This is a genomic window from Streptomyces sp. WZ.A104, assembly GCF_002382885.1.
Classification (GTDB): Bacteria; Actinomycetota; Actinomycetes; order Streptomycetales; family Streptomycetaceae; genus Streptomyces.
The window spans coordinates 44,503-70,217 of the sequence record NZ_NWVL01000041.1 but is presented as its reverse complement, the minus strand read 5'-3'; the positions used below and the strand labels follow the sequence as shown (position 1 = coordinate 70,217).

The window sequence follows — 25,715 nt, the reverse complement described above, 5'->3', positions numbered from 1 at the left end:
AACAGCGGAGCTCCTGTGGTGAGGATGTCTTGGAGTGACATCCCTCTTCTACAGCAGCTCCGCTGCCTCGTTCACCAGCCTTGACGAACGACCTCAACGCCTAACTGAACGGCGTTGGCTCTAGATCTCGCCGCGGAGTTTGGCCAGCGCCTCGGCGAGGATCGCTTCACCGTCGGCGTCGCTGCGCCGCTCCCGTACGTAGGCGAGGTGCGTCTTGTACGGCTCGGTGCGGGGCGGGTCGGGCGGGCTGTCCTTGTCCTGGCCGGCCGGGAAGCCACAGCGCGGGCAGTCCCAGGTGTCCGGCACCTGCGCGTCATGGGCGAAGCTCGGCTGCGTCTCGTGCCCGTTCGAGCACCAGAAGGAGATGCGCAGGCGCGGCGCGGACTCGCCGCGCTCGGCCTCGCCCATCGGCCCCGCTCCGACCCGGCTTCCCCGGATCGCGTTGCCACTTGCCACGGTCGTAACTCCCTGCGTGATGGTGCTCGGAGGATGCCCCAGTCTACGTAAGGCCCAACGCGCGTCCAGTGGAAGGAGTTACACCGTTACCGGAATCGCGGAACGGCTGGTTCAGTCCAGCTTGATGAGCAGCCCGAGGACGACAATGCACGCGAACCAGATCAGACCGACCACGACGGTGATCCGGTCGAGGTTACGCTCGGCGACCGATGAGCCACCGACGGAGGACTGCATTCCGCCACCGAACATGTCGGAGAGGCCGCCGCCCTTGCCCTTGTGCATGAGCACCAGCAGCATCAGCAGCAGGCTGAAGACGATCAGAGCGATCTGGAACGCCAAAACCACGGCTGGTCCCTACTTTCCGGAATTCTTGACTACTGCGTGTACGTACACCGGGGGCCGAAGGGCGATAACCCCTTCGGCCCCCGCAAGACTACGACGGATCGACGCTACGGCATACTCACTGGTCGCGGAAGCGGACGATCTTGACGAACTCGTCGGCGTCCAGCGCGGCGCCGCCGATCAGGGCGCCGTCCACGTCGGGCTGCGCCATGATGGCCGCCACGTTGCCCGACTTCACCGAGCCGCCGTACTGGATACGGACGGCGTCGGCCAGCTCCTGCGAGTACAGCTCGGCCAGCCGGCCGCGGATCGCGCCGCAGACCTCCTGGGCGTCCTCGGGGGTGGCGACCTCGCCGGTCCCGATGGCCCAGACCGGCTCGTAGGCGATGACGATGGTCTCGGCCTGCTCGGCCGGGATGTCCTTGAGGGCACCGTCGAGCTGCGCGAGCGTGTACGAGACCTGCTCGCCGGCCTTGCGGATGTCCAGGCCCTCGCCGACGCAGAGGATCGGGGTCAGGCCGTGCAGATAGGCGGCCTTCACCTTGGCGTTGCAGATCTCGTCACTCTCGCCGTGGTACTGGCGGCGCTCGCTGTGGCCGACGGCCACGTAGGTGCAGCGCAGCTTGGCGAGCATGGGGCCGGAGATCTCGCCGGTGTACGCGCCGGAGTCGTGCGCGGAGATGTCCTGGGCGCCGTACTTGATCTTCAGCTTGTCGCCGTCGACCAGGGTCTGCACGGAGCGCAGGTCGGTGAAGGGCGGGAGGACGGCGACCTCGACGTCCTCGTAGTCCTTGTCGGCCAGCGCGAAGGAGAGCTTCTGGACGTGGGCGATGGCCTCAAGGTGGTTGAGGTTCATCTTCCAGTTGCCCGCCATCAGCGGGGTGCGGGTGGTCATGAAAAGTCAGTCCTCCAGTGCGGCGAGCCCGGGAAGCGTCTTGCCCTCAAGGTATTCGAGGCTCGCGCCACCACCGGTCGAAATATGTCCGAAAGCATTCTCGTCGAAGCCCAGGATGCGGACGGCCGCGGCGGAGTCGCCACCGCCGACGACGCTGAAGGCCGGGGAGTCGACGAGCGCCTGGGCGACCGCGCGGGTGCCCTCGGCGTAGTCGGGGTGCTCGAAGACGCCCATCGGGCCGTTCCAGAAGACGGTGGCCGCGTCGGCGAGCTTCGAGGCGTAGAGCTTGCGGGTCTCGGGGCCGATGTCCAGACCCTCCTGGTCGGCCGGAATGGCGTCGGCGGCGACCGTGGTGGGGTGGGCCGGGGCCTTCGTCTTCAGGTCCGGGAACTCGCCCGCGACCAGGACGTCGACGGGAAGTACGAACTCCACACCCCGCTCCGCCGCCCGCTTCAGGTACTCCTGGACGGCCGGGACCTGGTCCTCCTGGAGCAGCGAGATGCCGACCTCGTGGCCCTGGGCCTTGAGGAAGGTGTACGCCATGCCTCCGCCGACCAGGATGCGGTCGGCCTTCTCCAGCAGATGGTCGATGACCCCGAGCTTGTCGGAGACCTTGGCGCCGCCGAGGACGACCGCGTACGGGCGCTGGACGTCGGTGGTGAGCTTCTTCAGGACGCCGACCTCGGTGGCGATGAGGAAGCCCGCGTAGTGCGGCAGCCGGGCCGGGAGGTCGAAGACCGAGGCGTGCTTGCGGTGTACGGCCCCGAAGCCGTCGCCCACGTAGACGTCGGCGAGCTCGGCCAGCCGGTCGGCGAACGCGCCGCGCTCGGCGTCGTCCTTGGCCGTCTCACCGGCGTTGAACCGGAGGTTCTCGATGACGGCGACCTGGCCGTCGGCGAGGCCGGCGACCGTGGCACGGGCGGACTCGCCGACCGTGTCGGTCGCGAACGCGACCTCGGCGCCGAGGAGTTCGCCCAGGCGCGCGGCGGCGGGCGCCAGCGAGTAGGCCGGGTCCGGGGCACCCTTGGGCCGGCCGAGGTGGGAGGCGACGACGACGCGCGCGCCGGCCTCGGCCAGCCTGGCGACCGTCGGGACGACTGCGCGGATACGGCCGTCGTCGGTGATCGTGGTGCCGTCCAGCGGCACATTGAGGTCGGCGCGGACGAATACCCGCTTGCCCGCGACCCCTTCGGCGAGAAGTTCGTCGATCGTCTTCATCTGGTCTTCCGTTACTCCTTGCAAGGACGGATGAGCATGCTAGGCCGTGTCGGCGTGTTCGTGGACACGGCCAGGGGCTCGACCGGCGCCGCGCTGCGCCGGTCGAGCCCCTTACTCACAACGTGTTGCCTGCGATCCGAGGATCAGAGCTGCTCGCCGACGAAGACCGTGAGGTCGACGAGGCGGTTGGAGTAGCCCCACTCGTTGTCGTACCAGCCGAGGATCTTCACCGAGTTCCCCTCCTGGACCATGGTCAGGGAGGAGTCGAAGGTGCAGGACGACGGGTCGCCGACGATGTCCGAGGAGACGATCGGGTCCTCGGTGTACGTCAGGAAGCCCTTGAGCGCGCCGTCGTCGGAGGCCTTCTTGAACGCGGCGTTGACCTCGTCCTTGGTGACCTCGCGCGCCAGCGTCACGACGAGGTCGGTGGCGGAGCCGGTCGGGACCGGGACGCGCATGGCGATGCCGTCGAGCTTGCCCTTGAGCTGCGGGAGGACCAGGGCGGTGGCCTTGGCGGCGCCGGTGGTGGTCGGGATGATGTTCTCGGCGGCGGCGCGGGCGCGGCGCAGGTCCGAGTGCGGGAAGTCCAGGATCCGCTGGTCGTTGGTGTACGCGTGGACCGTCGTCATCAGGCCCTTGACGATGCCGAAGTTCTCGTCGAGAACCTTGGCCATCGGCGCCACACAGTTGGTGGTGCAGGAGGCGTTGGAGATGACGTTGTGGTTGGCCGCGTCGTACTGGTCCTGGTTGACGCCCATCACGATGGTGATGTCCTCGTCCTTGGCCGGAGCCGAGATGAGGACCTTCTTGGCGCCGCCCGCGATGTGCTTCTCGGCGTCGGCCTTCTTGGTGAAGATGCCGGTCGACTCGATGACGATGTCGACGCCCAGCTCACCCCAGGGGATGTCTGCCGGGTTGCGCTCGGAGAGCACCTTGATCGTGTGACCATCGACGGTGATGGTGTCGGCGGTGTGGCTGACCTCTGCCTTGAGGCGGCCCAGGATGGTGTCGTACTTCAGCAGGTGAGCCGTGGTCGCAGTGTCACCCAGGTCGTTGACAGCCACGATCTCGATGTCCGCGCCCTGCTCAAGCAGCGCGCGGAAGTAGTTGCGACCGATGCGGCCGAAGCCGTTGATGCCTACGCGGATCGTCACGAACCGATCTCCTCGTTAGGTACGCCGGTTTTCGACGCCGGCGAGTTGTATAGGGATGTCCCCGACCGCTTCCGACCCTACCTCTCCAAGGGCCCGGGAGTGACATCGAGAGGGCCCGTACACGCCACCGGACACGGCCGGAGGCCCGTACTCGCCAGTAGGGGTACGGACCTCCGTTTCGCCGGTCGGGACTTGGGTCCCGGCGCCGCCGGGACGTCGGCCCCGGCCGCTCGGGACCAACGTCCCCCGTTCGCCGCCGAGTCGGCCGGGTCAGCCGACGAGTCCGTCGGCGAGCTCCTCGCTGAGGGTCGACTCCGTGCCCGGAATGCCCAGGTCCTGGGCCCGCTTGTCGGCCATGGCCAGCAGGCGGCGGATCCGGCCCGCGACCGCGTCCTTGGTCAGCGGCGGGTCGGCGAGGGCGCCCAGCTCCTCCAGGGATGCCTGCTTGTGCTCCATGCGCAGCCGGCCGGCCGCCGCGAGGTGCTCGGGGACCTCCTCGCCGAGGATCTCCAGCGCGCGGCCCACCCGGGCCCCGGCGGCGACCGCGGCGCGGGCCGAGCGGCGCAGGTTGGCGTCGTCGAAGTTGGCGAGGCGGTTGGCCGTGGCGCGGACCTCGCGCCGCATCCGGCGCTCCTCCCAGGCCAGCACCGACTCGTGTGCGCCGAGCCGGGTCAGCAGGGCGCCGATGGCGTCGCCGTCGCGGACGACGACGCGGTCCACACCGCGCACCTCCCGGGCCTTGGCGGCGATGGAGAGCCTGCGGGCCGCGCCGACCAGGGCGAGGGCCGCCTCCGGGCCCGGGCAGGTGACCTCCAGGGAGGAGGAGCGGCCGGGCTCGGTGAGCGAGCCGTGCGCCAGGAAGGCCCCGCGCCAGGCCGCCTCGGCGTCGCAGGTGGCCCCCGAGACCACCTGCGGGGGCAGCCCGCGGATGGGGCGGCCGCGGCCGTCCACCAGGCCGGTCTGGCGGGCCAGCTGGTCACCGCCCGCCACCACGCGTACGACATAGCGCGAGCCGCGCCGCAGCCCGCCGGGGGCCATCACGATCAGCTCCGAGCTGTGCCCGAAGATCTCCAGGATGTCGCGCTTGAGCCGGCGCGCCGCCATCGCGGTGTCCAGCTCCGCCTCGATCACAATCCGGCCGCTCACCAGGTGCAGCCCGCCCGCGAACCGAAGAATCGCCGAGACCTCTGCTTTTCTGCAGCAGGTCCGGGTGACGGGAAGCCGAGAGATTTCGTCCTTCACCGCTGGCGTCATCGCCATGGGCCGATCCTTCCATGCATCCGAAAAATACGGTCGTACGCGGCGGCCAACAGCTCCTGATCATGAACCGGAACGCCGTCGGGCGAGGCCACCGGCGCCAGCTCGACCGCGGCTCCGAGCCGCTGTGCGGCATGGGAGAGGGACTCGCGGTCGGGCACGGCGGCCTCGTCGGCCAGCACCACGTCCAAGGCGAGTTTAGGGGCGTGTCGTCCCAAAACCTCCAAATGACGCTGCGGTGAGAAGCCTTCTGTTTCCCCGGGCTGTGGCGCGAGGTTCAGCGAGAGGACCTTACGGGCCTTCGTGGTGACCAGGGCGTCGAGCAGTTCCGGCACCAGCAGGTGCGGGATCACCGAGGAGAACCAGGAGCCGGGACCGAGCACCACCCAGTCGGCGTCCAGGACCGCTTCCACGGCTTCCGGGACGGCCGGCGGGTCGGGCGGGACGACGTGCACGGACTGCACCTCGCCCGGGGTGAGCGCCACCGTGGCCTGGCCGCGCACGGTGACGATCGCGTCGGGCAGCTCGGGGTCGTGGCCCTTGACCAGCGCCTGGAGCTCCAGTGGGACGGCCGACATCGGCAGCACCCGGCCGTGCGCGCCGAGCAGCTTGCCGACCAGGTCGAGCGCCTGGACGTGGTCGCCGAGCTGCTCCCAGAGGGCCACGATCAGCAGATTGCCGACCGCGTGCTCGTGGAGGTCGCCCTTGGACTCGAAGCGGTGCTGGACGACCCGGGACCAGGTGCGGCCCCAGTCGTCGTCGCCGCACAGCGCGGCGAGCGCCTTGCGGAGGTCGCCGGGCGGCAGCACGCCCAGCTCCTCGCGCAGCCGGCCGCTGGAGCCGCCGTCGTCGGCGACGGTGACCACGGCCGTGAGATCGCCGGTGATCCGGCGCAGCGCCGCCAGGGACGCCGAGAGGCCCATGCCGCCGCCGAGGGCGACGACCTTGGGCTGGGCACCGCGTTTACGGCCCGAGAGCGCCGAGGTGGCACGGCTCAGGCGCCGCATCCGCAGATTGCGTCCGGTCACTCTCGCCCCATGTCACGGTGCACGAGGACGGTCTCGATGCCTTCGGTGGCGAGCCTGGCCGAGAGCTTCTCCGACATGGCGACGGAGCGGTGCTTGCCGCCCGTGCAGCCCACGGCGATGGTCACGTACCGCTTGCCCTCGCGGCGGTAACCGGCGGCGATCAGCTGGAGCAGCTCCGTGTACTGGTTGAGGAACTCCTTGGCGCCCGGCTGGTCGAAGACGTAGTCGGACACCTCCTCGTTCACTCCGGTGAAGGGGCGCAGTTCGGGGACCCAGTGGGGGTTGGGCAGGAAGCGGCAGTCGACGACCAGATCGGCGTCGACGGGCAGGCCGTACTTGTAGCCGAAGGACATCACCGTGGCTCGCAGCTCCGGCTCCGACTCGCCCGCGAACTGGGCGTCCATCTTGGCCCGCAGCTCGTGCACGTTGAGGCTGGAGGTGTCGATGACCAGGTCGGCGTCGCCGCGCAGCTCGCGCAGCAGGTCGCGCTCGGCCGCGATGCCGTCGACGATGCGGCCGTCGCCCTGGAGGGGGTGCGGGCGACGGACGGACTCGAAGCGGCGGACCAGGGCGTCGTCGGAGGACTCCAGGAAAACGATCCGCCGGGTGACGTGCTTGGCCTCCAGGTCGGCGAGGGACTCGCGGAGGTTGTCGAAGAAGCGCCGGCCGCGCACGTCGACGACGACGGCGATCCGGGCCACGTTGCCCTGCGAGCGGGCGCCGAGCTCGACCATGGTGGGGATCAGCGCGGGCGGCAGGTTGTCGACGACGAACCAGCCGAGGTCCTCCAGACACTTGGCGGCGGTGCTGCGGCCGGCACCCGACATCCCGGAGATGATCACCAGCTCGGGGATGGCCGCCTCACCCGTCTCGTTCGGGGTGTTCGTACTCACGTCTGCTGCTCCGTCTGCTCGGTCTGCGGTGTTCTGTGTGGTCTCGTGGGTGTTCTCGGTCATGAGCTGCCCCCGTCGTCCTCTTCAATGATCTCTCCTGTGGCCGTGTTCACGGCAGGCGCCGCGGGAGCGGTCGTGGCGAGGGCCGCGGCCACCGATTCCGCCGTCCTGCGACCTATCCCGGGGACCTCGCAGATCTGGTCGATTGTCGCCTGCCGGAGCTTCTTCACGGAGCCGAAATGCTTGATCAGGGCCTGCTTCCGGGTCTCGCCGAGGCCGGCCACGTCGTCGAGGGGGCTGGAGCGGAGGCGCTTGGCCCGTTTGGCGCGCTGGTAGGTGATGGCGAAGCGGTGGGCCTCGTCCCGGACGCGCTGGAGGAGGTAGAGGCCCTCGCTGGAGCGGGGCAGGACGACAGGGTCGTCGTCATCGGGGAGCCAGACCTCTTCGAGGCGTTTGGCGAGGCCGCAGACGGCGATGTCGTCGATGCCCAGTTCGTCCAGGGCGCGCTTGGCCGCGGCGACCTGGGGCTGCCCGCCGTCGACCACGACGAGCTGCGGCGGGTAGGCGAACCGCTTGGGCCGGCCGTCGTCCTCCCGGGGCTCTCCGTCGTCGGCAGCGGTGCCAGGGCCGCCCGCGGGGGCGGGCGGGGCGCCCTCCGGGGTGAGCGGGGCGTCCTGCGCCCCCTCCCACTCCCCGGTGCGCTCCTTGTCCTGGAGATAGCGCTTGAAGCGGCGGCCGATCACCTCGTGCATCGAGCGGACGTCGTCCTGGCCCTCGAAGCCCTTGATCTGGAAGCGGCGGTACTCGCTCTTGCGGGCGAGGCCGTCCTCGAAGACCACCATTGAGGCGACCACGTCGTCGCCCTGGAGGTGGGAGATGTCATAGCACTCGATGCGCAGGGGGGCGCTGTCCAGGCCCAGCGCCTCGGCGATCTCCTCCAGGGCGCGCGAGCGGGTGGTGAGGTCGGAGGCGCGCTTGGTCTTGTGCAGTCCGAGCGCCTGCTGGGCGTTGCGCTGGACCGTGACCATGAGGTCCTTCTTGTCGCCGCGCTGCGGGATGCGCAGGCTGACCTGGGAGCCCCGGCGCTCGGCGAGCCACTGGGAGACCGCTTCGGTGTCCTCGGGCAGGGCGGGGACCAGGACCTCCTTGGGGACGGCGTCGCCGCGCTCCTCCCCGTACAGCTGCTGGAGGGCGTGCTCGACGAGCCCGGCGGTGTCGACCGCCTCCACCTTGTCGGTGACCCAGCCGCGCTGGCCGCGGACCCGGCCGCCGCGCACGTGGAAGATCTGGAGGGCGGCTTCCAGCTCGTCCTCGGCGACGGCGATCAGGTCGGCGTCGGTGGCGTCGGCGAGGACGACGGCGCTCTTCTCCATGGCCCGCCTGAGGGCCTCGGCGTCGTCGCGGAGGCGGGCGGCCCGCTCGTACTCCATCTCCTCGGCCGCCTGCATCATGTCCTTCTCCAGGCGGCGGATGTACGTGCCGGTGCGTCCGGCCATGAAGTCGCAGAAGTCCTCGGCCAGCTCCCGGTGTTCCTCGGGGGTGACCCGGCCGACGCAGGGGGCCGAGCACTTGCCGATATAGCCGAGGAGGCAGGGGCGGCCGGTGCGCGCGGCGTTCTTGAAGACCCCGGCGGAGCAGGTACGGACGGGGAAGACGCGCAGCATCAGGTCGACGGTCTCGCGGATGGCCCAGGCGTGGCCGTACGGACCGAAGTAGCGCACGCCCCTCTTCTTGGCGCCGCGCATGACCTGGACGCGGGGGAACTCCTCGTTCAGCGTGACCGCGAGATACGGATAGCTCTTGTCGTCGCGGTACTTGACGTTGAACCGGGGGTCGAACTCCTTGATCCAGGAATACTCCAGCTGGAGCGCCTCGACCTCGGTGGAGACGACCGTCCACTCGACGGAGGCGGCCGTCGTGACCATCGTGCGCGTGCGCGGGTGGAGGCCGGCGAGATCCTGGAAGTAGTTGGCAAGGCGCTGGCGGAGGTTCTTGGCCTTCCCGACGTAGATCACCCGGCGGTGCTCGTCGCGGAATCTGTAGACCCCCGGGGAGTCGGGGATCTGTCCCGGCTTGGGGCGGTAGCTGGAGGGGTCTGCCATGTCTCACACCCTACTTGCGGGGTGTGACAGTACGTCGTCGTCGGGTGGTACCGCGCTCCGGGGTGCCGTGGGGTGTTCGCACCCCGGAGCGCGGGCCTGCGGTCCGGTGGGACGCCTACTCAGGCGTCCGCGGCCGGGGTTCCTCCGGTGCGGCCCCGGCGGCGCAGGGCGGCGGCCCCGCACAGGGCCAGGGCGAGCAGGGCCCCGGCTCCGGCGACCGTGGAGACGGCGGTCAGGGCGGTGTCCGGGGAGCCCGACGCCGCTCCGGCGAGCGCGGGGCCTCCGGCGGCTTCCGGGGCCGGGCCGGGGGCGGTGCCGGCCGCCGCGTCGGTACCGGTCGCCCCGGGGCCGTAGCCGCCCGCCTTACCGGACTTCGCGTACCCGGAGCCGGGCAGCTTGTCGCCGTACGCCGCCTGCACCCGGGCCCGGTAGGCGTTCAGGGTCGTGCCCTTCGTGCCCACGGCGGCCGTCGCGTCCTCGTCCAGCGGGAGGACCCGGGAGGCGTCGTGGACGTACCAGGCGTCGATCTGCGGTTCCCGGAACACGGTGCCGCCGGGAAGGGCGCGGGCGCCCCGGGCGGTGTAGCGGGCCTCGTCGTCGCCGGTGGCGATGTTCACCACCTGCCAGTCATCGCCGCCGCCCGCTCCCGGGACCGTCCAGAGCGAGGCCTTCTGGCCGTCGGAGGAGACGGCGGTGCTGGCGAGGTAGTCCAGGGTGCTGGGGGCGGCCCCCGGCTTGCCTGCGACGAACGCGGCGGAGAGCGTCCGTACGGGGACGGCCCTAGCGGTGATCCGGGGTGCGGCCTTCGCCCGGCTCACCGCTCCCTCCCGGGCGAAGAACCGGGACAGGGTGTCCAGGGTGGCGGCCTCGGTGGCCGCCTCGTGGGCGGCTTCGAGGGTGGCGGCGGTCAGCTTCGGCGGGGCGGCGGGGCCCTCGTCGGCGGTTGCCAGGGGCGCGGCGGTGAACAGGGCGGTGGCGGTGAGTGCGGTGGCGACGGCGAGGCGCCGGGTGGTCGCGGTCATGTCCTCACGCCCCGATCCGGTAGAGCGAGTGGGTCCAGGAGAACTCGTTGTTGTTCACGTACCAGGCGTGCGAGGCCCAGTTGTAGCGGTGGCTGGAGGGCCATGGATCGCCCCAGTAGACCCAGCTGTTGGCGTCGTCGTAGCCGTAGATGACGTGCATGTGGCCGCCGCCGGAGGACCACTGGATACGGGTCTCGATGGGGCGCTGGGCGGATATCTCGGTCCGCACGGTCGAGTAGCGCAGCCAGCCGGTGACGTACGAGCCGGGCCTGACCCCGGTCCAGGACAGGCCGGTCTGGACGTTGCCGAGGGTGGCCTGCGAGTTGGGGCACGTGGTGTTCTGGTTCCGCCTGAAGGAGGCGTTGCAGAACTGGTTCTGGGAGTAGTCGCGGCCGAACCAGGCGGCGATGGTGTTGCCTCCGGCCGCCCAGCACCAGTTGCTCTTCTGCTGGGCCTGCATGGTGATGTTCAGCCGCTGGGCGGCGGCGATGCCGAGGTCGGCCCTTTCCGTGGACGGGGCCGGGGACGGGGACGCGGTGGCGGTGGCGGTGGCCGCGGGGACGGCGAGCAGGGCGGCGGCCAGGAGGGCGGTGAACGAGAACCTTCCGGGCCTGACTCTTCGGTTGCGCATGGCGGTCCTCCCAAGGCGGGGGGTGGGGATCGGAGGAGCGCGTCCGGACGCTGATGAGGAGCATCCGGCGTTGTCCGGAGCAGGTCAACACGCTTCAATGCGAGGTGACATCACGGTGTGAACGGCACGGCACCCGTGTGAACGGCTCCGCCCCCGTCACCTGCTCCCCCACATCCCCCGGGGGCGATGTCACCACTCCCCACGTGAACGTTCACCGGAGGCCCGCCATGCGGCAGACCGAGACCGAATTGGCGCAGGTGCTGCGGACCGGCCCGTTCCATCTGGCGTTGCGCACCGCCCTGGCGGTGCGCGGGCTGCCGCTCCAGCGCGTGCAGCACCATCTGGCGCACCGGGGCGTCAAGCTCGGGGTGACCAGTCTCAGTTACTGGCAGCAGGGCGTGCGCCGCCCCCGGCGCGCCGAGTCCCTGCGGGCCGTGAGCGCGCTGGAGGGCGTGCTCGCGCTGCCGGACGGCTCGCTGCTGCGCCTGCTGCGGAACGACGACACCCCGGCGGACGCGGACCGTCCGGCGGCCCGTTCGTACCGCTCGCTGATGGAGGCGTCGGGCTCGGTGGAACGGCTCCTCGCGGCGATGGAGTCGCCCGTGGACGGCGGGCTGCACACCGTGGGGCATCAGGAGCGGGTGCGGATCGGGGCGCGGCGGGAACTGGCGGGCCGCACCTCGCGCCATGTGGTGCGCGCGCACCGGGACGGCGTCGACCGCTATCTCGCGGTGCACCGGGGCGATCCGGGGTGCGACCCCTCGCGGATCACGGTGCTGGCGCTGGAGAACTGCCGGACGGGCCGGGTCCGCTGGGACCGGCAGGCGGGGCTGCTGGTGGCGGAGCTGCTCTTCGACACCCGGCTGCGGTCCGGCGAGACGTACGTCTTCGGCTACGGCTTCGAGGACGGTACGGGCGGGGCCAGCGGTGAGTACGTACGCGGCTTCACCTTCGGGGGCGGCCAGTACGTGCTTCAGGTCGGCTTCGACGAGGCGGCGCTCCCGGTGCGCTGCCGCCGGTTCGCGCAGGCGTCGGCGGGGGCGGCGCGCGGGTCCCGCGGGGACCTCACGCTGACCGGCCGGCACCGGACCGTGCACCTGGTGGAGGAGGGCGTACGGCCCGGCCTGATCGGGATCGACTGGGACTGGGAGTGAGGCAGGGGCCGGGCTGGGCCGGAATCCGGTGGCTCGGGCCGCTCAGGCCTCGGGGCCCGCGACGAGCTTTCCGCCCTCGGCGGTGACGGGGACGGAGGGCAGCGGCACGGTGGCCGGGCCCTGGACGACCTCGCCGGTGGTCGCGTCGAAGCGGCTGCCGTGGCAGGCGCAGTGGCCCTCGGTGCCCTCGACCTTGGTCAGGACGCAGCCGCCGTGGGTGCACTGGGCGCTGAACGCCTTGTACTCGCCCTTCGCCGGACAGCTGACGACGAGACGCTGCTCGCGGTAGAGCTTGGCTCCGCCGACGGGGACTTCAGCGGCGGCTCCGAGGTCGACGGGCGCGGTCGGCACGGGGTTCTTGGCGTGGCCGAGCTTGGACTCGGTCGAGCAGGCGGCCGCCCCCAGCCCGGCGGCACCGGCGAGCGCGGCGCCCTTCAGCACGGTACGGCGGGCGGCGGGCAGGCCGGGCATGCGGACTCCACGGGTTGTCGTTCGAGGCGGATCAGTGGCTCGGAGGTGGATCACGGTGGGCTTGGGTGAGCGTCACCGTGGGTGCGGGTGGGGTCGCCGGACATGCGTCAGGGCGACCACTGCGGCCCCTGGCGCCGGTGACAGAACCGACGATACCGGCGGCCGGTGGAAGCCTTGCGGCCGGGCCGTACCCGCTGCCCCGGCAGACCGCGGCGCCCCCCTTCCTCGTGAGGGGGGGCCGCCGCGGTCGGTGAAGGCCGCGCTCAGGCCTTGCGGGCCCGGGTGGCCTTCTTGGCGGCGGTCGCCTTCGTCGCCGCTGCCTTGGTCACCGTGGCCTTCGCCTTGGCCGCCGTGGCCTTCTTGGCCGCGGCCGCCGTCCTCGTGGCCGCCGTCTTCTTCGCCGGGGCGGTCTTGCGGGCGGCCGCCTTGCGGGGCGTCCCCCCGCCCGAGGGCACTGCGGCCTCGCTGATCCGGTCCGCGTCCAGGATGGACTGGAGGAACTTCCCGGTGTGGCTCGCGGGGACCGAGGCGACCTGCTCCGGGGTTCCCTCGGCGACGACCAGACCGCCGCCGTTGCCGCCCTCGGGGCCCATGTCGACGACCCAGTCGGCGGTCTTGATGACATCGAGGTTGTGCTCGATGACGATCACCGAGTTGCCCTTGTCGACGAGGCCGGAGAGCACGGTGATCAGCTTGCTGATGTCCTCGAAGTGCAGACCGGTGGTCGGCTCGTCCAGGACGTAGACCGTGCGGCCGGTGGACCGCTTCTGGAGCTCGCTCGCCAGCTTGACGCGCTGTGCCTCGCCGCCAGAGAGGGTCGGCGCGGACTGGCCGAGCCGCACATAGCCGAGGCCGACCTCGTTGAGCGTACGGAGGTGGCGGGCGATGGTCGGGACGGCCTCGAAGAACTCCAGGCCCTCCTCGATCGGCATGTCCAGCACCTCGGCGATGGACTTGCCCTTGTAGTGGACCTCCAGGGTCTCCCGGTTGTAGCGCGCACCGTGGCAGACCTCGCACGGGACGTACACGTCGGGCAGGAAGTTCATCTCGATCTTGATCGTGCCGTCGCCGGAGCAGTTCTCGCAGCGGCCGCCCTTGACGTTGAAGGAGAAGCGGCCCGGCAGATAGCCGCGCACCTTCGCCTCCATTGTCTCGGCGAACAGCCTGCGGACGTGGTCGAAGACCCCGGTGTACGTGGCCGGGTTGGACCGGGGGGTCCGGCCGATCGGCGACTGGTCGACGTGGACCACCTTGTCGACGAGGTCGTCGCCGTCGACCCGGGTGTGGCGGCCGGGGACCGACTTGGCGCCGTTCAGCTCGCGGGCCAGGTGGGTGTAGAGGATGTCGTTGACCAGGGTCGACTTTCCGGAGCCCGAGACGCCGGTGACGGCGGTGAGGACGCCGAGCGGGAAGGAGACGTCGATGTCCTGGAGGTTGTTCTCCCGGGCGCCGTGGACGGTGAGGCTGCGGGCCGGGTCGACCGGGCGGCGGACGTCGGGGGTCGGGATCGAGCGCTTGCCCGACAGATACTGGCCGGTGACCGAGTCCTTGTTGGCCAGCAGCTCCTTCAGCGAGCCGGAGTGGACGACCTTGCCACCGTGCTCACCGGCGCCGGGGCCGATGTCGACGACCCAGTCGGCGACCTTGATGGTGTCCTCGTCGTGCTCGACGACGATGAGCGTGTTGCCCATGTCGCGGAGGCGGACCAGGGTCTCGATGAGTCGGTGGTTGTCGCGCTGGTGCAGGCCGATGGACGGCTCGTCCAGGACGTACAGCACGCCGACCAGGCCGGAGCCGATCTGGGTGGCCAGCCGGATGCGCTGGGCCTCGCCGCCGGACAGGGTGCCCGCCGCGCGGTTCAGTGACAGATAGTCCAGGCCGACGTCGACGAGGAACTTCAGCCGTTCGTTGACCTCCTTGAGGACCCGCTCGGCGATCTTCTTGTCGCGGGCGTTCAGCTTGAGGCGGCCGAGGAACTCGGCGCACTCGCTGATCGACATCGCGGCGACCTCGGCGATGGACCTCTCCATCACCGTCACCGCGAGGACGATCGGCTTGAGGCGGGTGCCCTCACAGGTCGGGCAGGGCACCTCGCGCATATAGCCCTCGAAGCGCTCCCGGCTGGAGTCGCTCTCGGCCTCGGTGTGGCGCCGCTTCACGAACTGCACCGCGCCCTCGAAGGCGGGGGTCGTGTAGGCGCGCTCGCGCCCGTAGCGGTTGCGGTAGCGGACCTCGGTCTGGATCTTGTGACCGAAGAGGAGCGCCTTCTTGGCGCGCTGCGGCAGCCCGGCCCAGGGGATGTCCGTGCGGAAGCCGAGGGCTTCGGAGAGCGCGCCGATCAGCCGGCCGAAATACTCCTTGGTGTGGCCGTGGGACCAGGGGTGGATCGCGCCCTCGTCGAGCGACTTCTCCTCGTCCGGGACGATCAGCTCGGGGTCGACCTCCATGCGCGTCCCGATGCCGGTGCAGTCGGGGCAGGCGCCGAAGGGCGAGTTGAAGGAGAAGGAGCGCGGCTCCAGCTCCTCGAAGGAGAGGTCGTCGTACGGGCAGTAGAGGTGCTCGGAATACATCCGCTCACGCTCGGGGTCGTCCTCGGGGAGGTCGACGAAGTCCAGAACGACCATGCCGCCGGAGAGGCCGAGCGCGGTCTCGACCGAGTCGGTCAGTCGGCGCTTGGCGCTGTCCTTGACGGTGAGACGGTCGACGACCACCTCGATCGTGTGCTTCTCCTGCTTCTTGAGCGTGGGCGGCTCGGCGAGCTGGATGGTGGTGCCGTCGACCCGGGCCCGGCTGTAGCCCTTGGTCTGGAGGTCGGCGAAGAGGTCGACGAACTCGCCCTTGCGCTCGCGCACCAGCGGCGAGAGGACCTGGAAGCGGCTGCCCTCGGGCAGGCCGAGGACCTTGTCGACGATGGCCTGCGGCGACTGGCGGGAGATGGGGCGGCTGCACTCGGGGCAGTGCGGCTTGCCGATCCGGGCGAAGAGCAGCCGGAGGTAGTCGTAGACCTCGGTGATGGTGCCGACCGTCGAGCGCGGGTTGCGCGAGGTGGACTTCTGGTCGATGGAGACGGCGGGCGAAAGCCCCTCGATGAAGTCGACGTCCGGCTTGTCCATCTGGCCGAGGAACTGCCGGGCGTACGAGGAGAGCGACTCCACGTAGCGGCGCTGCCCCTCGGCGAAGATCGTGTCGAACGCGAGGGACGACTTGCCCGACCCGGAGAGCCCGGTGAACACGATGAGGGAGTCACGGGGCAGGTCGAGCGAGACGTTCTTCAGGTTGTGCTCGCGCGCGCCACGGACGATGAGACGGTCGGCCACGCCGGTCCGCACCTTTCTAGAGAGAAGCGGGGGAACTGAGCCCCTGTCCCAGGGTATGGGGGGCGCCACAGCGGTGTACGAAGCTTTCGACTCCGAGCGTATAGCACGCACATTCGATTTATGGTCACCCTGCCACTCCTTCACCCGAATGAGTGGCAGGGCTAGGCTCGGCCGCATGATGGATCATGCGCACGACCTGGGAGCTGTACGCGAAGCGACCGAACGGCTGCTCGACGCAGTCGGGAAACTGGACGACGACGCTGTCGCCGAGCCGTCACGGCTGCCCGGATGGAGCCGGGGCCATGTACTGGCCCACCTGTCACGTAACGCCGACGCGCTCGGAAATGTTCTCCGGGGTCTCCCGATGTACGCGAGCAGCGAAACCCGGGACGCCGACATCGTCGAGGGCGCTCCGCGCCCCCTGGCCGAGCAGCTGGCCGACCTCCGGGAGAGCGCGGACCGCCTCTTCGCGACCGCCGCGGAACCGGCCGACTGGACCCGCACCGTCACCCTGCGCAACGGCGTGACGGACTCGGCCGCCCGGGTCCCCTTCCGCCGCTGGATCGAGGTGGACGTGCACCACGTCGACCTCGATGTGGGCTATGAGCTGGAGGACCTGCCCGCGGACTTCACGTCCCGGGAGATCGCCTTCCTCGCCGAGCGCTTCACCGGCAACCCCGATGTGCCCGCCACCGCGCTGACCGACGAGGACGGCCGCACCTGGAGCACCGGGGGCGGTCCGCAGAGCGCCCTGGTCACGGTCCAGGGGACGGCCGCCGGGCTGCTGGGCTGGCTCGCCGGACGCCGTGACGGCTCCGCCCTGACGGTGGCCGGGGGCCCGCTGCCCACTCTGCCCCCGCTATAGGCTGAGCCGCATGACGTACAGCGGAGCGGTGAAGGTCGGCGGACCGGCGAGCGTGCATGAACTGGCGGACCTGATGATCTCCAAGGTCGCCGTCGGCGGGATGAACAACAACGCCTATCTGCTGCGGTGCCGGGCCACCGGCGAGCAGCTGCTGATCGACGCGGCGGCCGAGCCGGGGACCCTTCTCGCCCTGATCGGTGACGACGGCATCGCCTCCGTCGTCACCACCCATCAGCACGGGGACCACTGGCAGGCACTGGCCGAGGTGGTGGCGGCCACCGGCGCCCGGACGTACGCGGGCCGGTACGACGCCGAGGGCATCCCCGTGCCGACCGACGTCCTGGTCGAGGACGGCGACACGATCACCGTGGGCCGGGTCGAGCTGACCGCCCGCCATCTGACCGGTCACACCCCGGGCTCCATCGCGCTGGTCTACGACGACCCGCACGGGGCCCCGCACCTGTTCACCGGGGACTGCCTCTTCCCCGGCGGTCCTGGCCTGACAACAGAGCCGGAGGAGTTCAACTCCCTGATGGGCGACCTGGAGGCCAAAGTGTTCGGCGTCCTCCCGGACGAGACCTGGGTCTACCCGGGCCACGGCAACGACACCACGCTCGGCGCCGAGCGCCCCCACCTCGCGGAGTGGCGTGCCCGCGGCTGGTAACCGTCCGACGACGACTGATTCTATGCGGCCGCACCGCGCGGCCCGGAGGAAGCGGCGGCGCAGCCGGCAGCCTCCACACATTGGCCCCGGCACGTGCTCCGCAAGACCGTCCCGGCCCGCTCCCCGGCACAGCAAAGGGCCCGCATGACCGGTCAAGGTCTGCGGGCCCTCCTAGGCCCTTGCCGGGTCCGCTACCGGCTGGTGCACATCACGTACGCCCGGACCTCGAACGGCTCGTAGAAGCTGCCCGCCTGGGCCCACCAGCCGTCACTGACAGCGCCCTCGCTCTGGAGGCCGGGCCTCGACGCGGTCAGGACGGTCTCCCGTCCGTTCGCAGAGGCGCCACCGCTCACGACCTGCCGGCCGTCCTTGCACGCGAGGAACCCGCCGACCGGGCTGTTCGATGTCACCTTCCCCGTCGCCCAGGTGACGTCAGGGATCGGGTCAGCGCACGTCACAGTGGCGACGACACCGACCGTGGTGTTCTCGCCCTTCCGGCCCGCCACCACCCACTGGCTGGGCTGCACGGACGAGTCGAACGCGGCCGGGTACGACTTGTTCAGGGCGCTCCTGTCGCCCTGGATGTCGCCGCCGCCGCCGAGCGCGACCTTGCCCGCCGGGCAGGAAGCCGTGACCGGCTGGTCGACCGGCACCTGGGACAACGGCGTCTGCACGACCTCGTAGCCGCTGGGACGCGTAGCGCACACCGCCCAGGCGGTGACGGTGCTGGGCTGCCCGTAGAAGTTCCGGGCGCTGGCGACCCAGAGCGTTGACTCCTCCTGCCAGGGGAAGAACTCCGGGTGGCTGGAGACCACGGCCAGGGACTCGGTGTGGGAGCCGTCCGCCTTCGCCTCAGCGCCACCGCTGATGACGACCTTCCTGTCCGGGCAGAACGCACGCACCTGTTGGTAGTCACCAACGGTCTCGGTCCTCTGCACGATCTCGACATCGGCCAGCCGTGGAGCCGAGGGCACGCCCGGAGCGCTGGGGGCGGACTGTGCCGGCACGGCGGCCGACATCGCGAGCCCGGCCGCCGCAGCGCAGACGGCGAGCCGGGACGCGAGCCGGGAAAGGGGCTGCTGCCCAAACCTCATGAGAACCCGATCTGTGAAAGCGCGACACCATCGCGCAGCGCGATCACCCTAGAGCTGAGCGTGACCGTGCGCCAGCGCGCCTCATCAGATCCAGTGATCACAACCGACTTTGGTCTCAGCCCCAGCCGAATGCGCTACACCCAGTGCTCTCGGCGGCGGGCGGGCGGGCCGGTCGACCTTGCTGGGGGCTGCGAGGACGCCTTCCCCCCAAGGCCGCTGTCGGCCCGCTGCAGGGCTTTGGAGCGGGGTGGGGTGAGCAGTCTTCCGGTACCCCGGGACGAGTGCCGGTCCGGCAGCGCCCCTGCCTCCCGGCTTCGACTTCCTAGTCAGGTCGACCTTTCACGGCGATGGTCTTAGGGCGCCGGGCCGTTGCCCGTGGTGCTGCCTTTCCCCGGCGGGGTCGGGAACACGCACCAGGACCCGGAGGCGTTCGCGAGCCTGCTGCACGACGTCGAGACGAAGCTGTTCGACCGGCTGCCGGACGAGACGTGGGTCTACCCCGGCCACGGGCACGACACGACGCTCGGCGACGAGCGGCCCCACCTGCCCGAGTGGCGCGCCCGCGGCTGGTAGCCCCGCCTGCCCGGGCGGTGCGCCCGCGGTCGGCAACGGCGCCTGCCTGAGTAGCGCGCCCGCGGTCGGCGACGCCGCCGACCAGTCGCGTACCGACCGGTCGCCCGGGCCCCCGGTCGCGCCCCCGCCGGGGCGCACGCCGACCCGTCACACACGCACAGCGGCCGGGGCGGAAACGGTCTTCGCCGTTCCCGCCCCGGCCGCTGCCGGTGTGTCCCTGTTGCCGCTCCGGGCGGCCCGGGGTCAGCTGCCGACGCGCTCGCTCTCCTCGTCGGCGGGGCCGACGGCCTCCGCCTTCTCGGCCTTCTCCGCCTCGGCCGCCGCCTGCTTCTTGCTGGCGATGAGGCTGGTGACCGTGGTGATCACCAGCACGCCGCAGATGACGGAGAGCGAGAAGGGGATGGAGATCGAGGGGACGTCCACCCCGGACTCGTGCAGGGCGTGCAGCACCAGCTTGACGCCGATGAAGCCGAGGATCACCGACAGGCCGTAGCTGAGGTGGACCAGCTTCTTCAGCAGACCGCCGATGAGGAAGTACAGCTGGCGCAGACCCATCAGCGCGAACGCGTTGGCCGTGAACACGATGTACGGGTCCTGGGTGAGGCCGAAGATCGCCGGGATGGAGTCCAGCGCGAACAGGACGTCGGTGGTGCCGATGGCCAGCATGACCACCATCAGCGGGGTCAGGATGCGCTTGCCGTTCCGCTGGATGAAGAGCTTCGTACCGTGGTACTGATCGGCGACACCGAAGCGCTGCTCGATCGACTTGAGGAGACGGTTCTCCTCGAACTCCTCTTCCTCCTCGCCGGCCCGTGCCTCCTGGATGAGCTTCCAGGCGGTGTAGATCAGGAACGCGCCGAAGATGTAGAAGACCCACGAGAAGTTCGCGATCACGGCGGCGCCGGCGGCGATGAAGATCGCCCGGAGCACCAGGGCGATCAGCACACCGATCAGCAGTACCCGCTGCTGGAGGTGCGAGGGCACCGAGAACTTCGCCATGATCAGGACGAAGACGAAGAGGTTGTCGACGCTCAGCGACTTCTCGGTGATGAATCCGGCGAAGAACTCGCCGGAGGCCTGGCTGTTGCCGAACACCAGCAGGCCGAGTCCGAAGATGACCGCCAGCACGATCCAGACGATCGTCCAGATCCCGGCTTCCTTGGTCGACACGTCATGGGGCTTGCGCCCGATGAAGAAGTCGACGGCGATCAGGGCTGACAGACCAAAGATGGTCAGAGCCCAAAGGGTCCATGAAACGTCCACTGCGCCTCCGGCAGTTCGCTACGGCAACTGATTCAGCGTCGTCGCTGCCGGAGGTCTCTTCCACCCTGGCGCACGGCGCGCCTGGGCCGACGCCCCGGGACCGGTCAACGGTCCGTATTGACGGGACGTCGCGTAAGGAGTACTCCCCTCCGTACGCCGAACAGTACAGGCATCACCAAGGAAAGGTAAAGGGAATGGTAAAGGGATGGTCAAATTCGCAGGTCGGGGCTGCTGTCTGATCAACGGCCCGCAGCCCGGCGAGCGGCTGCCACCGCTGTGAGCACCTGCTCCAGGACGCGGCTGCCCGGCGGGATCGCCAGCGGCTCGTACGTCCAGGCGTGCCCGACCCACGGGTCGGCGAGGTGGCTGTCGGCGACCGGGGTGATCCTCAGCAGCGAACGCCACAGCGGGTCGAGCACCGGCCCGTACGCGGTGGCGTCCTCCCGGTCCGCGACCATCAGGAGGTGCACCCCGACCGAGGGGCCCTCGTCGGCGAGGTAGCGGAGCTGGGTGACGGCCCGGTCGTCGAAGCCGTGCGGGAAGTCGTTGACGACGAGGAGCTGCTCGGCGGTGTCCAGGTCCGGCGGGAGCGAGTCGGCCGCCCCGGCCCGGACCGCCATCTGCACCAGGTCCACCCGCCGGGTGAGGTGGGCCAGGACCGAGGACACCCCCCCGGGTCCCGCGGCGGGCGGCCCGGCGAGGACGCCCGCCTCGACCAGCGGCGCGAGCGGACCGGCCGCGGCACCCGCCGCGTCGATGACGTGCACCGCGAACTCACCGGGCGGATACACCGCGAGCAGCCGGGCCACATGGGCCACCGCGGTCTCCATGGCCAGTCGGCGCAACCGGTCGGAGTCCATCAGGGCGGCGGCCTCGGACGCCGTCCGGCCGCTGTCCACCCACATCCCGCGCTCCAGCGGCAGCCGGACGAGCAGCGGGATGCGCAGGTCGGCGCGCTCGGGCAGATGGAGGTCACCGATACGCAGGGCCATCGGTATCTCCATGGGGACGCGGTGGGCGTGCCAGACGGGGTTGCCCCAGCCCGCGTACGCGGCGGGGAGCGCGGGCTCGACGACGGCCGCCTCGGCGGCCAGCTGGCCGAGGTCCCGGTCGAGGGCCTCCCGGGCCCGGGCGGTCAGCTCGTCGCGCTTGGCACGAGCCTGCGCGCGGGCGTGGTCGCCCGCGCCGCCGATCCGGTTGCGCGGGTCGGACAGGGCCTGGTCGAGCTCCTGGCTCATCCGGGACTCGGCGAAGTCCACGGCACTGCGATAGGCGGCCACCGCCCGGGCCAGGTCCTCGAACATGCCCCAGATCTGGTTGTAGAGGCGTTCGTCCATCGACCAGCCCGTGGCGTCCCCGGCGACCGGCTGCGCGGCCTGCCCGGGCTGGGCCGGGGGTGCGGTGGGCGGAGGCGACGGGGGCGCGGCGTGCTGGCGGCGCGGGTGGGCGTAGCTGATGGGCCCTCCCGCGGCGGGGGGCGGGCCGGGTGGGGCGGGGTCGGTCAGCGGCTCGGAGGGCTGGGCGGCCGGGGTGGCAGGGGATGCCGACGGCAGGCGGTGGTCCGCGGGGCCGTTGGCCTGCCGTACGCGGTCGCCCTCCGGGGTACGGGGCGGCGGTGGCGCCACGGAGCGGGCCAGGCCCCGGGTGACGGCCTCCTGGATGGAGCCGGCCAGGGCGGCGGCGTCGGCCACGCCCTGGTCGGCGAGCATTTCGGCGAGCCCCGCCGCGTACCCCTGTCCGACGGCGCGGACCTTCCAGGCGCCCTGGCGGCGGTAGAGCTCCAGGGCGCTGACCGCGGACTCCGCGTCGAGGCCGGTCAGCGTGAAGGTGGCGATCTCGGTGCCGTCGAGGCCGGTGACAGCGACGAAGGGGGCGGGGACCGCGCCGAAGCGCACCGGGCCGCCGACGCCTACGGGCAGCGCCAGCAGCACGGTCACCCGGTGCACCTCGGCGGGCAGCGCCTCCAGGTCGACGGCGAGCCGGTGGTCGGCTGCCGCCTGCTGGGAGGCTTCGAGCCCGGGGAGCTGGGGTGCGCCGGGGTGGGCGATCCGCTCGGCGCCGCGCACCGTGCCCCGCTCGTCGCCGAGGGTCGCTCCGGCGATGACGGGCGTGCCCGCGGACACCCGGATCTCCAGACGGGTCTGGGGCAAGGTGTGGTTCTGCCCCCGGACCAGTTCGGCCGTCATTGCCCTGTCCCCCTCGACGATGGCCCGCGCCCACGGGTGCGGTGCCGTGCGGTGTCGCGTTCGTGCGGTGTCGCGCGTTCGTGCGGTGTCGCGCGTTCGTGCGGTGTCGCGTTCGCGCTGTGCCGGTGCTGTGTGCCGTGCGTGGGGCAGCTCCCGGCGGCGGGTGCCTCCGGGAGCTGCTCGTGCCGTTACCGGCGCCGACGCCGGACCGATCCCGTCCGGTCCGGCCCGGGTCCGCCGCCTACAGGTGCGGCAGGATGGACGGCATCAGGTCCTGAAAGGTGCGGCCGTTGGCCGGGTTACCGAGGGCCGTCATCTGCCATCCGCTGCCCGCGCGGTGCACCTTCGCCATGATCTGGGCGGTGTACTGGCCACCGCCGTCCAGCGTGTACCGGGCGAGCTCCTGGCCGTTGGTCTCGTCGACGATGCGGCAGAAGGCGTTCTGGACCTCCTGGAAGGTCTGCCCGGTGAAGGAGTTCACCGTGAAGACGATCTGGTCGATGTGGACCGGCACGCGCTGGAGGTCGACGAGGATCGCCTCGTCGTCCCCGCCGGAGCCGGCGCCGCCGACCAGGTTGTCGCCGGTGTGCTTGACCGAGCCGTCATCGCTGACGAGGTGGCGGAAGAACACGACGTCGACCGGCTGCTTGTCGGCGAAGAGCACCGCCGAGGCGTCCAGGTCGATCTCCCGGGTGCGCGAGCCGAACAGGCCGCGGCGCGGAGCCGCCTGCCAGCCGAGCCCCATCCGTACCGCGGTCAGGGTCCCCCCGTCGCTCTTCTGCAGGCTGATGGCCTGACCCTTGGTCATATTGACCGTCACGCGCTGTCCCCTCTCGGCATTGCCCCGCAACCGTCCGTGTGCGGTTTCCCCGCACCCTACGCATTCCACCTCGGGCGGCAGCAGGTTCGGTCCGTTTTTGTGTCGGTCTTGCAACACACCGGGCGCGCCCGGGCCCGGCTCGACGGAATCAGGCGAGGCCCGCTTCCTTCATCTGGCGCAGCTCCTTCTTCAGTTCGCCCACCTCGTCGCGGAGCCGAGCGGCCACCTCGAACTGCAGATCGGCGGCGGCGGCCCGCATCCGCTCGGTCATCTCCTCGATGATCCCGGCCAGTTCGGTCGCGGGACGGTCACTGACCACTGCGCCGACCGAGGCCGCCGCCCGGCCCTTCGCCCCGGCCTTGGCCGCCTTGCCGCCGAGCGCGGGCACCGGGGCCTTGGTCTCCTTGCCCTGCCGGTAGCCGGTGCCGAGGAGCTGCTCGGTGTCGACCTCCTCGCGGGCGATGGTGGCGACGATGTCGTTGATCTTCTTCCGCAGCGGCTGGGGGTCGATGCCGCGCTCGGTGTTGTACGCGATCTGCTTCTCGCGACGGCGGTTGGTCTCGTCGATCGCCTGCTCCATCGCCGGGGTGATCTTGTCGGCGTACATGTGGACCTGGCCGGACACGTTACGGGCGGCGCGGCCGATGGTCTGGATGAGCGAAGTGCCCGAGCGCAGGAAGCCCTGCTTGTCGGCGTCGAGAATGGCCACGAGCGACACCTCGGGGAGGTCGAGGCCCTCGCGCAGGAGGTTGATGCCGACCAGCACGTCGTACTCACCGGAGCGCAGCTCGCGCAGCAGCTCGATACGGCGCAGGGTGTCGACGTCGCTGTGCAGATAGCGAACCTGGATGCCGAGCTCCAGGAAGTAGTCGGTGAGGTCCTCCGACATCTTCTTGGTGAGCGTGGTGACCAGGACCCGCTCGTCGCGTTCGGTGCGCTTGCGGATCTCGTGCACCAGGTCGTCGATCTGCCCCTCGGTGGGCTTGACCACGACCTCGGGGTCGACGAGGCCGGTGGGGCGGATGATCTGCTCGACGAACCCGTCACCGCGCGAGAGTTCGTACTTCCCCGGGGTGGCCGACAGATACACCGTCTGGTCGATCCGCTCCAGGAACTCCTCCCACTTCAGCGGCCGGTTGTCCATCGCGGAGGGCAGCCGGAAGCCGTGGTCGACGAGGGTCCGCTTGCGGGAGGCGTCGCCCTCGTACATCGCACCGATCTGCGGGACCGTGACGTGGGACTCGTCCAGGACGAGCAGGAAGTCGTCCGGGAAGTAGTCGAGGAGGGTGTTGGGGGCCGTGCCGGGGGCGCGGTCGTCGAAGTGCATCGAGTAGTTCTCGACGCCGGAGCAGGTGCCGATCTGGCGGAGCATCTCGATGTCGTACGTCGTGCGCATGCGCAGCCGCTGGGCCTCCAGCATCTTGCCCTGCTTCTCCAGCTCGGCCAGGCGCTGCTCCAGCTCCCGCTCGATCCCGCCGACGGCCTTCTCCATGCGCTCGGGCCCTGCGACGTAGTGGCTGGCGGGGAAGACGTGGACCGTGGGGTCCTCGCTGATGACCTCGCCGGTCAGCGGGTGGAGCGTGGACAGGGCCTCGATCTCGTCACCGAACATCTCGATGCGGACGGCGAGCTCCTCGTAGACCGGAAAGATCTCGATCGTGTCACCGCGGACCCGGAAGGTGCCACGGGTGAACGCCAGGTCGTTGCGGGTGTACTGCATCTCGACGAAGCGGCGCAGCAGCTGGTCGCGGTCGATCTCCTCGCCGACCCTGAGCCGGACCATGCGGTCCACGTACTCCTGGGGCGTACCGAGGCCGTAGATGCAGGAGACGGAGGCGACCACGACGACGTCACGCCGGGTGAGCAGCGAATTCGTCGCCGAGTGGCGCAGCCGCTCGACCTCCTCGTTGATGGAGGAGTCCTTCTCGATGTAGGTGTCCGACTGCGGGACGTACGCCTCGGGCTGGTAGTAGTCGTAGTACGAGACGAAATACTCCACCGCGTTGTTCGGGAGGAGCTCGCGGAACTCGTTGGCCAGCTGGGCGGCGAGCGTCTTGTTCGGCGCCATCACCAAGGTCGGTCGCTGAAGCTTCTCGATCATCCAGGCGGTGGTCGCCGACTTGCCGGTGCCGGTCGCGCCGAGCAGGACGACGTCCTTCTCATCGGCGCGGATGCGCCGCTCCAGCTCGGCGATGGCCGCCGGCTGGTCGCCGCTGGGCTGGTAGGGACTGACGACCTCGAAGGGCGCCACCGAACGTTCGATCTTGGAAACGGGCCGCATGCAACCACCGTACGGCTCCCCACTGACAA

At 70.7% G+C, this 25,715-nt stretch carries 21 protein-coding genes and 1 pseudogene; 4 read left to right on the top strand and 18 right to left on the bottom strand.

What is annotated here, in order from left to right:
- Positions 1-120: 120 nt before the first annotated feature.
- The 11 genes from CIB93_RS22030 to CIB93_RS21980 form a co-directional block, all read right to left on the bottom strand.
- Positions 121-456, bottom strand: a complete 336-nt coding sequence (locus CIB93_RS22030) for an RNA polymerase-binding protein RbpA (RefSeq protein WP_096629167.1) — start codon at positions 454-456, stop codon at positions 121-123.
- 111 nt (positions 457-567) lie between these two features.
- Positions 568-801, bottom strand: coding sequence for a preprotein translocase subunit SecG (gene secG / locus CIB93_RS22025; protein ID WP_096629166.1), 234 nt, complete (start codon positions 799-801; stop codon positions 568-570).
- A gap of 115 nt (positions 802-916) precedes the next feature.
- On the bottom strand, positions 917-1,693 hold the full coding sequence (tpiA, locus tag CIB93_RS22020) for a triose-phosphate isomerase (RefSeq protein WP_096629164.1): 777 nt from the start codon (positions 1,691-1,693) through the stop codon (positions 917-919).
- A gap of 6 nt (positions 1,694-1,699) precedes the next feature.
- Positions 1,700-2,911, bottom strand: a complete 1,212-nt coding sequence (gene pgk, locus CIB93_RS22015; protein WP_096629163.1) for a phosphoglycerate kinase — start codon at positions 2,909-2,911, stop codon at positions 1,700-1,702.
- Positions 2,912-3,054: 143 nt separating this feature from the next.
- Positions 3,055-4,065, bottom strand: a complete 1,011-nt coding sequence (gene gap, locus CIB93_RS22010) for a type I glyceraldehyde-3-phosphate dehydrogenase (protein ID WP_007448512.1) — start codon at positions 4,063-4,065, stop codon at positions 3,055-3,057.
- Between the two features lie 270 nt (positions 4,066-4,335).
- Positions 4,336-5,325: a DNA-binding protein WhiA gene (whiA, locus tag CIB93_RS22005; protein WP_030919772.1), complete on the bottom strand. Its 990-nt coding sequence runs from the start codon at positions 5,323-5,325 to the stop codon at positions 4,336-4,338.
- Positions 5,316-6,350 (bottom strand): uridine diphosphate-N-acetylglucosamine-binding protein YvcK, encoded by a 1,035-nt coding sequence (yvcK, locus tag CIB93_RS22000; RefSeq protein WP_096629161.1) that lies wholly within the window; start codon positions 6,348-6,350, stop codon positions 5,316-5,318. The genes whiA and yvcK overlap by 10 nt, the downstream gene beginning before the upstream one ends.
- The gene (gene rapZ, locus CIB93_RS21995; protein WP_096629160.1) at positions 6,347-7,306 is read right to left on the bottom strand and encodes an RNase adapter RapZ; all 960 of its coding nucleotides are present in this window, start codon (positions 7,304-7,306) and stop codon (positions 6,347-6,349) included. The genes yvcK and rapZ overlap by 4 nt, the downstream gene beginning before the upstream one ends.
- Positions 7,303-9,345 (bottom strand): excinuclease ABC subunit UvrC, encoded by a 2,043-nt coding sequence (gene uvrC, locus CIB93_RS21990; protein ID WP_096629158.1) that lies wholly within the window; start codon positions 9,343-9,345, stop codon positions 7,303-7,305. Before uvrC ends, rapZ begins: the two co-directional genes overlap by 4 nt.
- Positions 9,346-9,464: 119 nt before the next feature.
- The gene (locus tag CIB93_RS21985) at positions 9,465-10,367 is read right to left on the bottom strand and encodes a hypothetical protein (protein ID WP_096629155.1); all 903 of its coding nucleotides are present in this window, start codon (positions 10,365-10,367) and stop codon (positions 9,465-9,467) included.
- A 4-nt stretch (positions 10,368-10,371) separates the two neighbouring features.
- Positions 10,372-10,998: a papain-like cysteine protease family protein gene (locus CIB93_RS21980; protein ID WP_096629154.1), complete on the bottom strand. Its 627-nt coding sequence runs from the start codon at positions 10,996-10,998 to the stop codon at positions 10,372-10,374.
- 227 nt (positions 10,999-11,225) lie between these two features.
- Between CIB93_RS21980 and CIB93_RS21975 the strand changes: the two genes are divergently transcribed.
- The gene (locus tag CIB93_RS21975) at positions 11,226-12,152 is read left to right on the top strand and encodes a hypothetical protein (protein ID WP_096629152.1); all 927 of its coding nucleotides are present in this window, start codon (positions 11,226-11,228) and stop codon (positions 12,150-12,152) included.
- A gap of 42 nt (positions 12,153-12,194) precedes the next feature.
- Here the strand turns inward: CIB93_RS21975 and CIB93_RS21970 are convergent, their stop codons facing one another.
- Together CIB93_RS21970 and uvrA are read right to left on the bottom strand one after the other, a co-directional pair.
- A complete protein-coding gene (locus CIB93_RS21970) occupies positions 12,195-12,623 on the bottom strand; it encodes a Rieske (2Fe-2S) protein (RefSeq protein WP_096629151.1) in 429 nt (142 codons plus the stop codon).
- Between the two features lie 263 nt (positions 12,624-12,886).
- Positions 12,887-15,940: an excinuclease ABC subunit UvrA gene (uvrA, locus tag CIB93_RS21965; protein ID WP_096629149.1), complete on the bottom strand. Its 3,054-nt coding sequence runs from the start codon at positions 15,938-15,940 to the stop codon at positions 12,887-12,889.
- A gap of 175 nt (positions 15,941-16,115) precedes the next feature.
- Between uvrA and CIB93_RS21960 the strand changes: the two genes are divergently transcribed.
- Both CIB93_RS21960 and CIB93_RS21955 read left to right on the top strand, forming a co-directional pair.
- Positions 16,116-16,805 (top strand): maleylpyruvate isomerase family mycothiol-dependent enzyme, encoded by a 690-nt coding sequence (locus CIB93_RS21960; RefSeq protein ID WP_096629148.1) that lies wholly within the window; start codon positions 16,116-16,118, stop codon positions 16,803-16,805.
- 10 nt (positions 16,806-16,815) lie between these two features.
- Complete coding sequence (locus tag CIB93_RS21955) at positions 16,816-17,469, top strand: MBL fold metallo-hydrolase (protein ID WP_096629146.1); 654 nt, start codon at positions 16,816-16,818, stop codon at positions 17,467-17,469.
- 191 nt (positions 17,470-17,660) lie between these two features.
- On the opposite strand, the gene CIB93_RS21950 is transcribed toward CIB93_RS21955, so the two are convergent.
- Positions 17,661-18,563 (bottom strand): hypothetical protein, encoded by a 903-nt coding sequence (locus CIB93_RS21950; RefSeq protein ID WP_096629145.1) that lies wholly within the window; start codon positions 18,561-18,563, stop codon positions 17,661-17,663.
- Positions 18,564-18,950: 387 nt separating this feature from the next.
- On the opposite strand from CIB93_RS21950, the pseudogene CIB93_RS21945 reads away from it, so the two are divergent.
- Positions 18,951-19,136: pseudogene (locus CIB93_RS21945) on the top strand (MBL fold metallo-hydrolase); the annotation flags it as partial.
- Positions 19,137-19,379: 243 nt separating this feature from the next.
- Here the strand turns inward: CIB93_RS21945 and CIB93_RS21940 are convergent.
- The 4 genes from CIB93_RS21940 to uvrB all read right to left on the bottom strand — a co-directional run bounded on the left by CIB93_RS21940 (position 19,380) and on the right by uvrB (position 25,686).
- Positions 19,380-20,399 carry a TerC family protein gene (locus CIB93_RS21940; RefSeq protein WP_096629143.1) on the bottom strand — a complete coding sequence of 340 codons (1,020 nt, stop codon included), beginning with the start codon at positions 20,397-20,399 and terminating at the stop codon, positions 19,380-19,382.
- A 239-nt stretch (positions 20,400-20,638) separates the two neighbouring features.
- Positions 20,639-22,585 carry a TerD family protein gene (locus tag CIB93_RS21935; RefSeq protein WP_096629142.1) on the bottom strand — a complete coding sequence of 649 codons (1,947 nt, stop codon included), beginning with the start codon at positions 22,583-22,585 and terminating at the stop codon, positions 20,639-20,641.
- 241 nt (positions 22,586-22,826) lie between these two features.
- Positions 22,827-23,405 (bottom strand): TerD family protein, encoded by a 579-nt coding sequence (locus CIB93_RS21930; RefSeq protein WP_096629140.1) that lies wholly within the window; start codon positions 23,403-23,405, stop codon positions 22,827-22,829.
- A gap of 148 nt (positions 23,406-23,553) precedes the next feature.
- Positions 23,554-25,686 carry an excinuclease ABC subunit UvrB gene (uvrB, locus tag CIB93_RS21925; RefSeq protein ID WP_096629139.1) on the bottom strand — a complete coding sequence of 711 codons (2,133 nt, stop codon included), beginning with the start codon at positions 25,684-25,686 and terminating at the stop codon, positions 23,554-23,556.
- Positions 25,687-25,715: the final 29 nt, after the last annotated feature.

Excerpts from the sequence above, each read along its gene's own strand:
- tpiA (WP_096629164.1), bottom strand. The coding sequence starts at position 1,693 with ATGACCACCCGCACCCCGCTGATGGCGGGCAACTGGAAGATGAACCTC.
- pgk (WP_096629163.1), bottom strand. The coding sequence starts at position 2,911 with ATGAAGACGATCGACGAACTTCTCGCCGAAGGGGTCGCGGGCAAGCGG.
- whiA (WP_030919772.1), bottom strand. The coding sequence starts at position 5,325 with ATGGCGATGACGCCAGCGGTGAAGGACGAAATCTCTCGGCTTCCCGTC.
- rapZ (WP_096629160.1), bottom strand. The coding sequence starts at position 7,306 with ATGACCGAGAACACCCACGAGACCACACAGAACACCGCAGACCGAGCA.
- uvrC (WP_096629158.1), bottom strand. The coding sequence starts at position 9,345 with ATGGCAGACCCCTCCAGCTACCGCCCCAAGCCGGGACAGATCCCCGAC.
- CIB93_RS21985 (WP_096629155.1), bottom strand. The coding sequence starts at position 10,367 with ATGACCGCGACCACCCGGCGCCTCGCCGTCGCCACCGCACTCACCGCC.
- CIB93_RS21980 (WP_096629154.1), bottom strand. The coding sequence starts at position 10,998 with ATGCGCAACCGAAGAGTCAGGCCCGGAAGGTTCTCGTTCACCGCCCTC.
- CIB93_RS21975 (WP_096629152.1), top strand. The coding sequence starts at position 11,226 with ATGCGGCAGACCGAGACCGAATTGGCGCAGGTGCTGCGGACCGGCCCG.
- CIB93_RS21970 (WP_096629151.1), bottom strand. The coding sequence starts at position 12,623 with ATGCCCGGCCTGCCCGCCGCCCGCCGTACCGTGCTGAAGGGCGCCGCG.
- CIB93_RS21960 (WP_096629148.1), top strand. The coding sequence starts at position 16,116 with ATGATGGATCATGCGCACGACCTGGGAGCTGTACGCGAAGCGACCGAA.
- CIB93_RS21955 (WP_096629146.1), top strand. The coding sequence starts at position 16,816 with ATGACGTACAGCGGAGCGGTGAAGGTCGGCGGACCGGCGAGCGTGCAT.
- CIB93_RS21950 (WP_096629145.1), bottom strand. The coding sequence starts at position 18,563 with ATGAGGTTTGGGCAGCAGCCCCTTTCCCGGCTCGCGTCCCGGCTCGCC.
- CIB93_RS21935 (WP_096629142.1), bottom strand. The coding sequence starts at position 22,585 with ATGACGGCCGAACTGGTCCGGGGGCAGAACCACACCTTGCCCCAGACC.
- uvrB (WP_096629139.1), bottom strand. The coding sequence starts at position 25,686 with ATGCGGCCCGTTTCCAAGATCGAACGTTCGGTGGCGCCCTTCGAGGTC.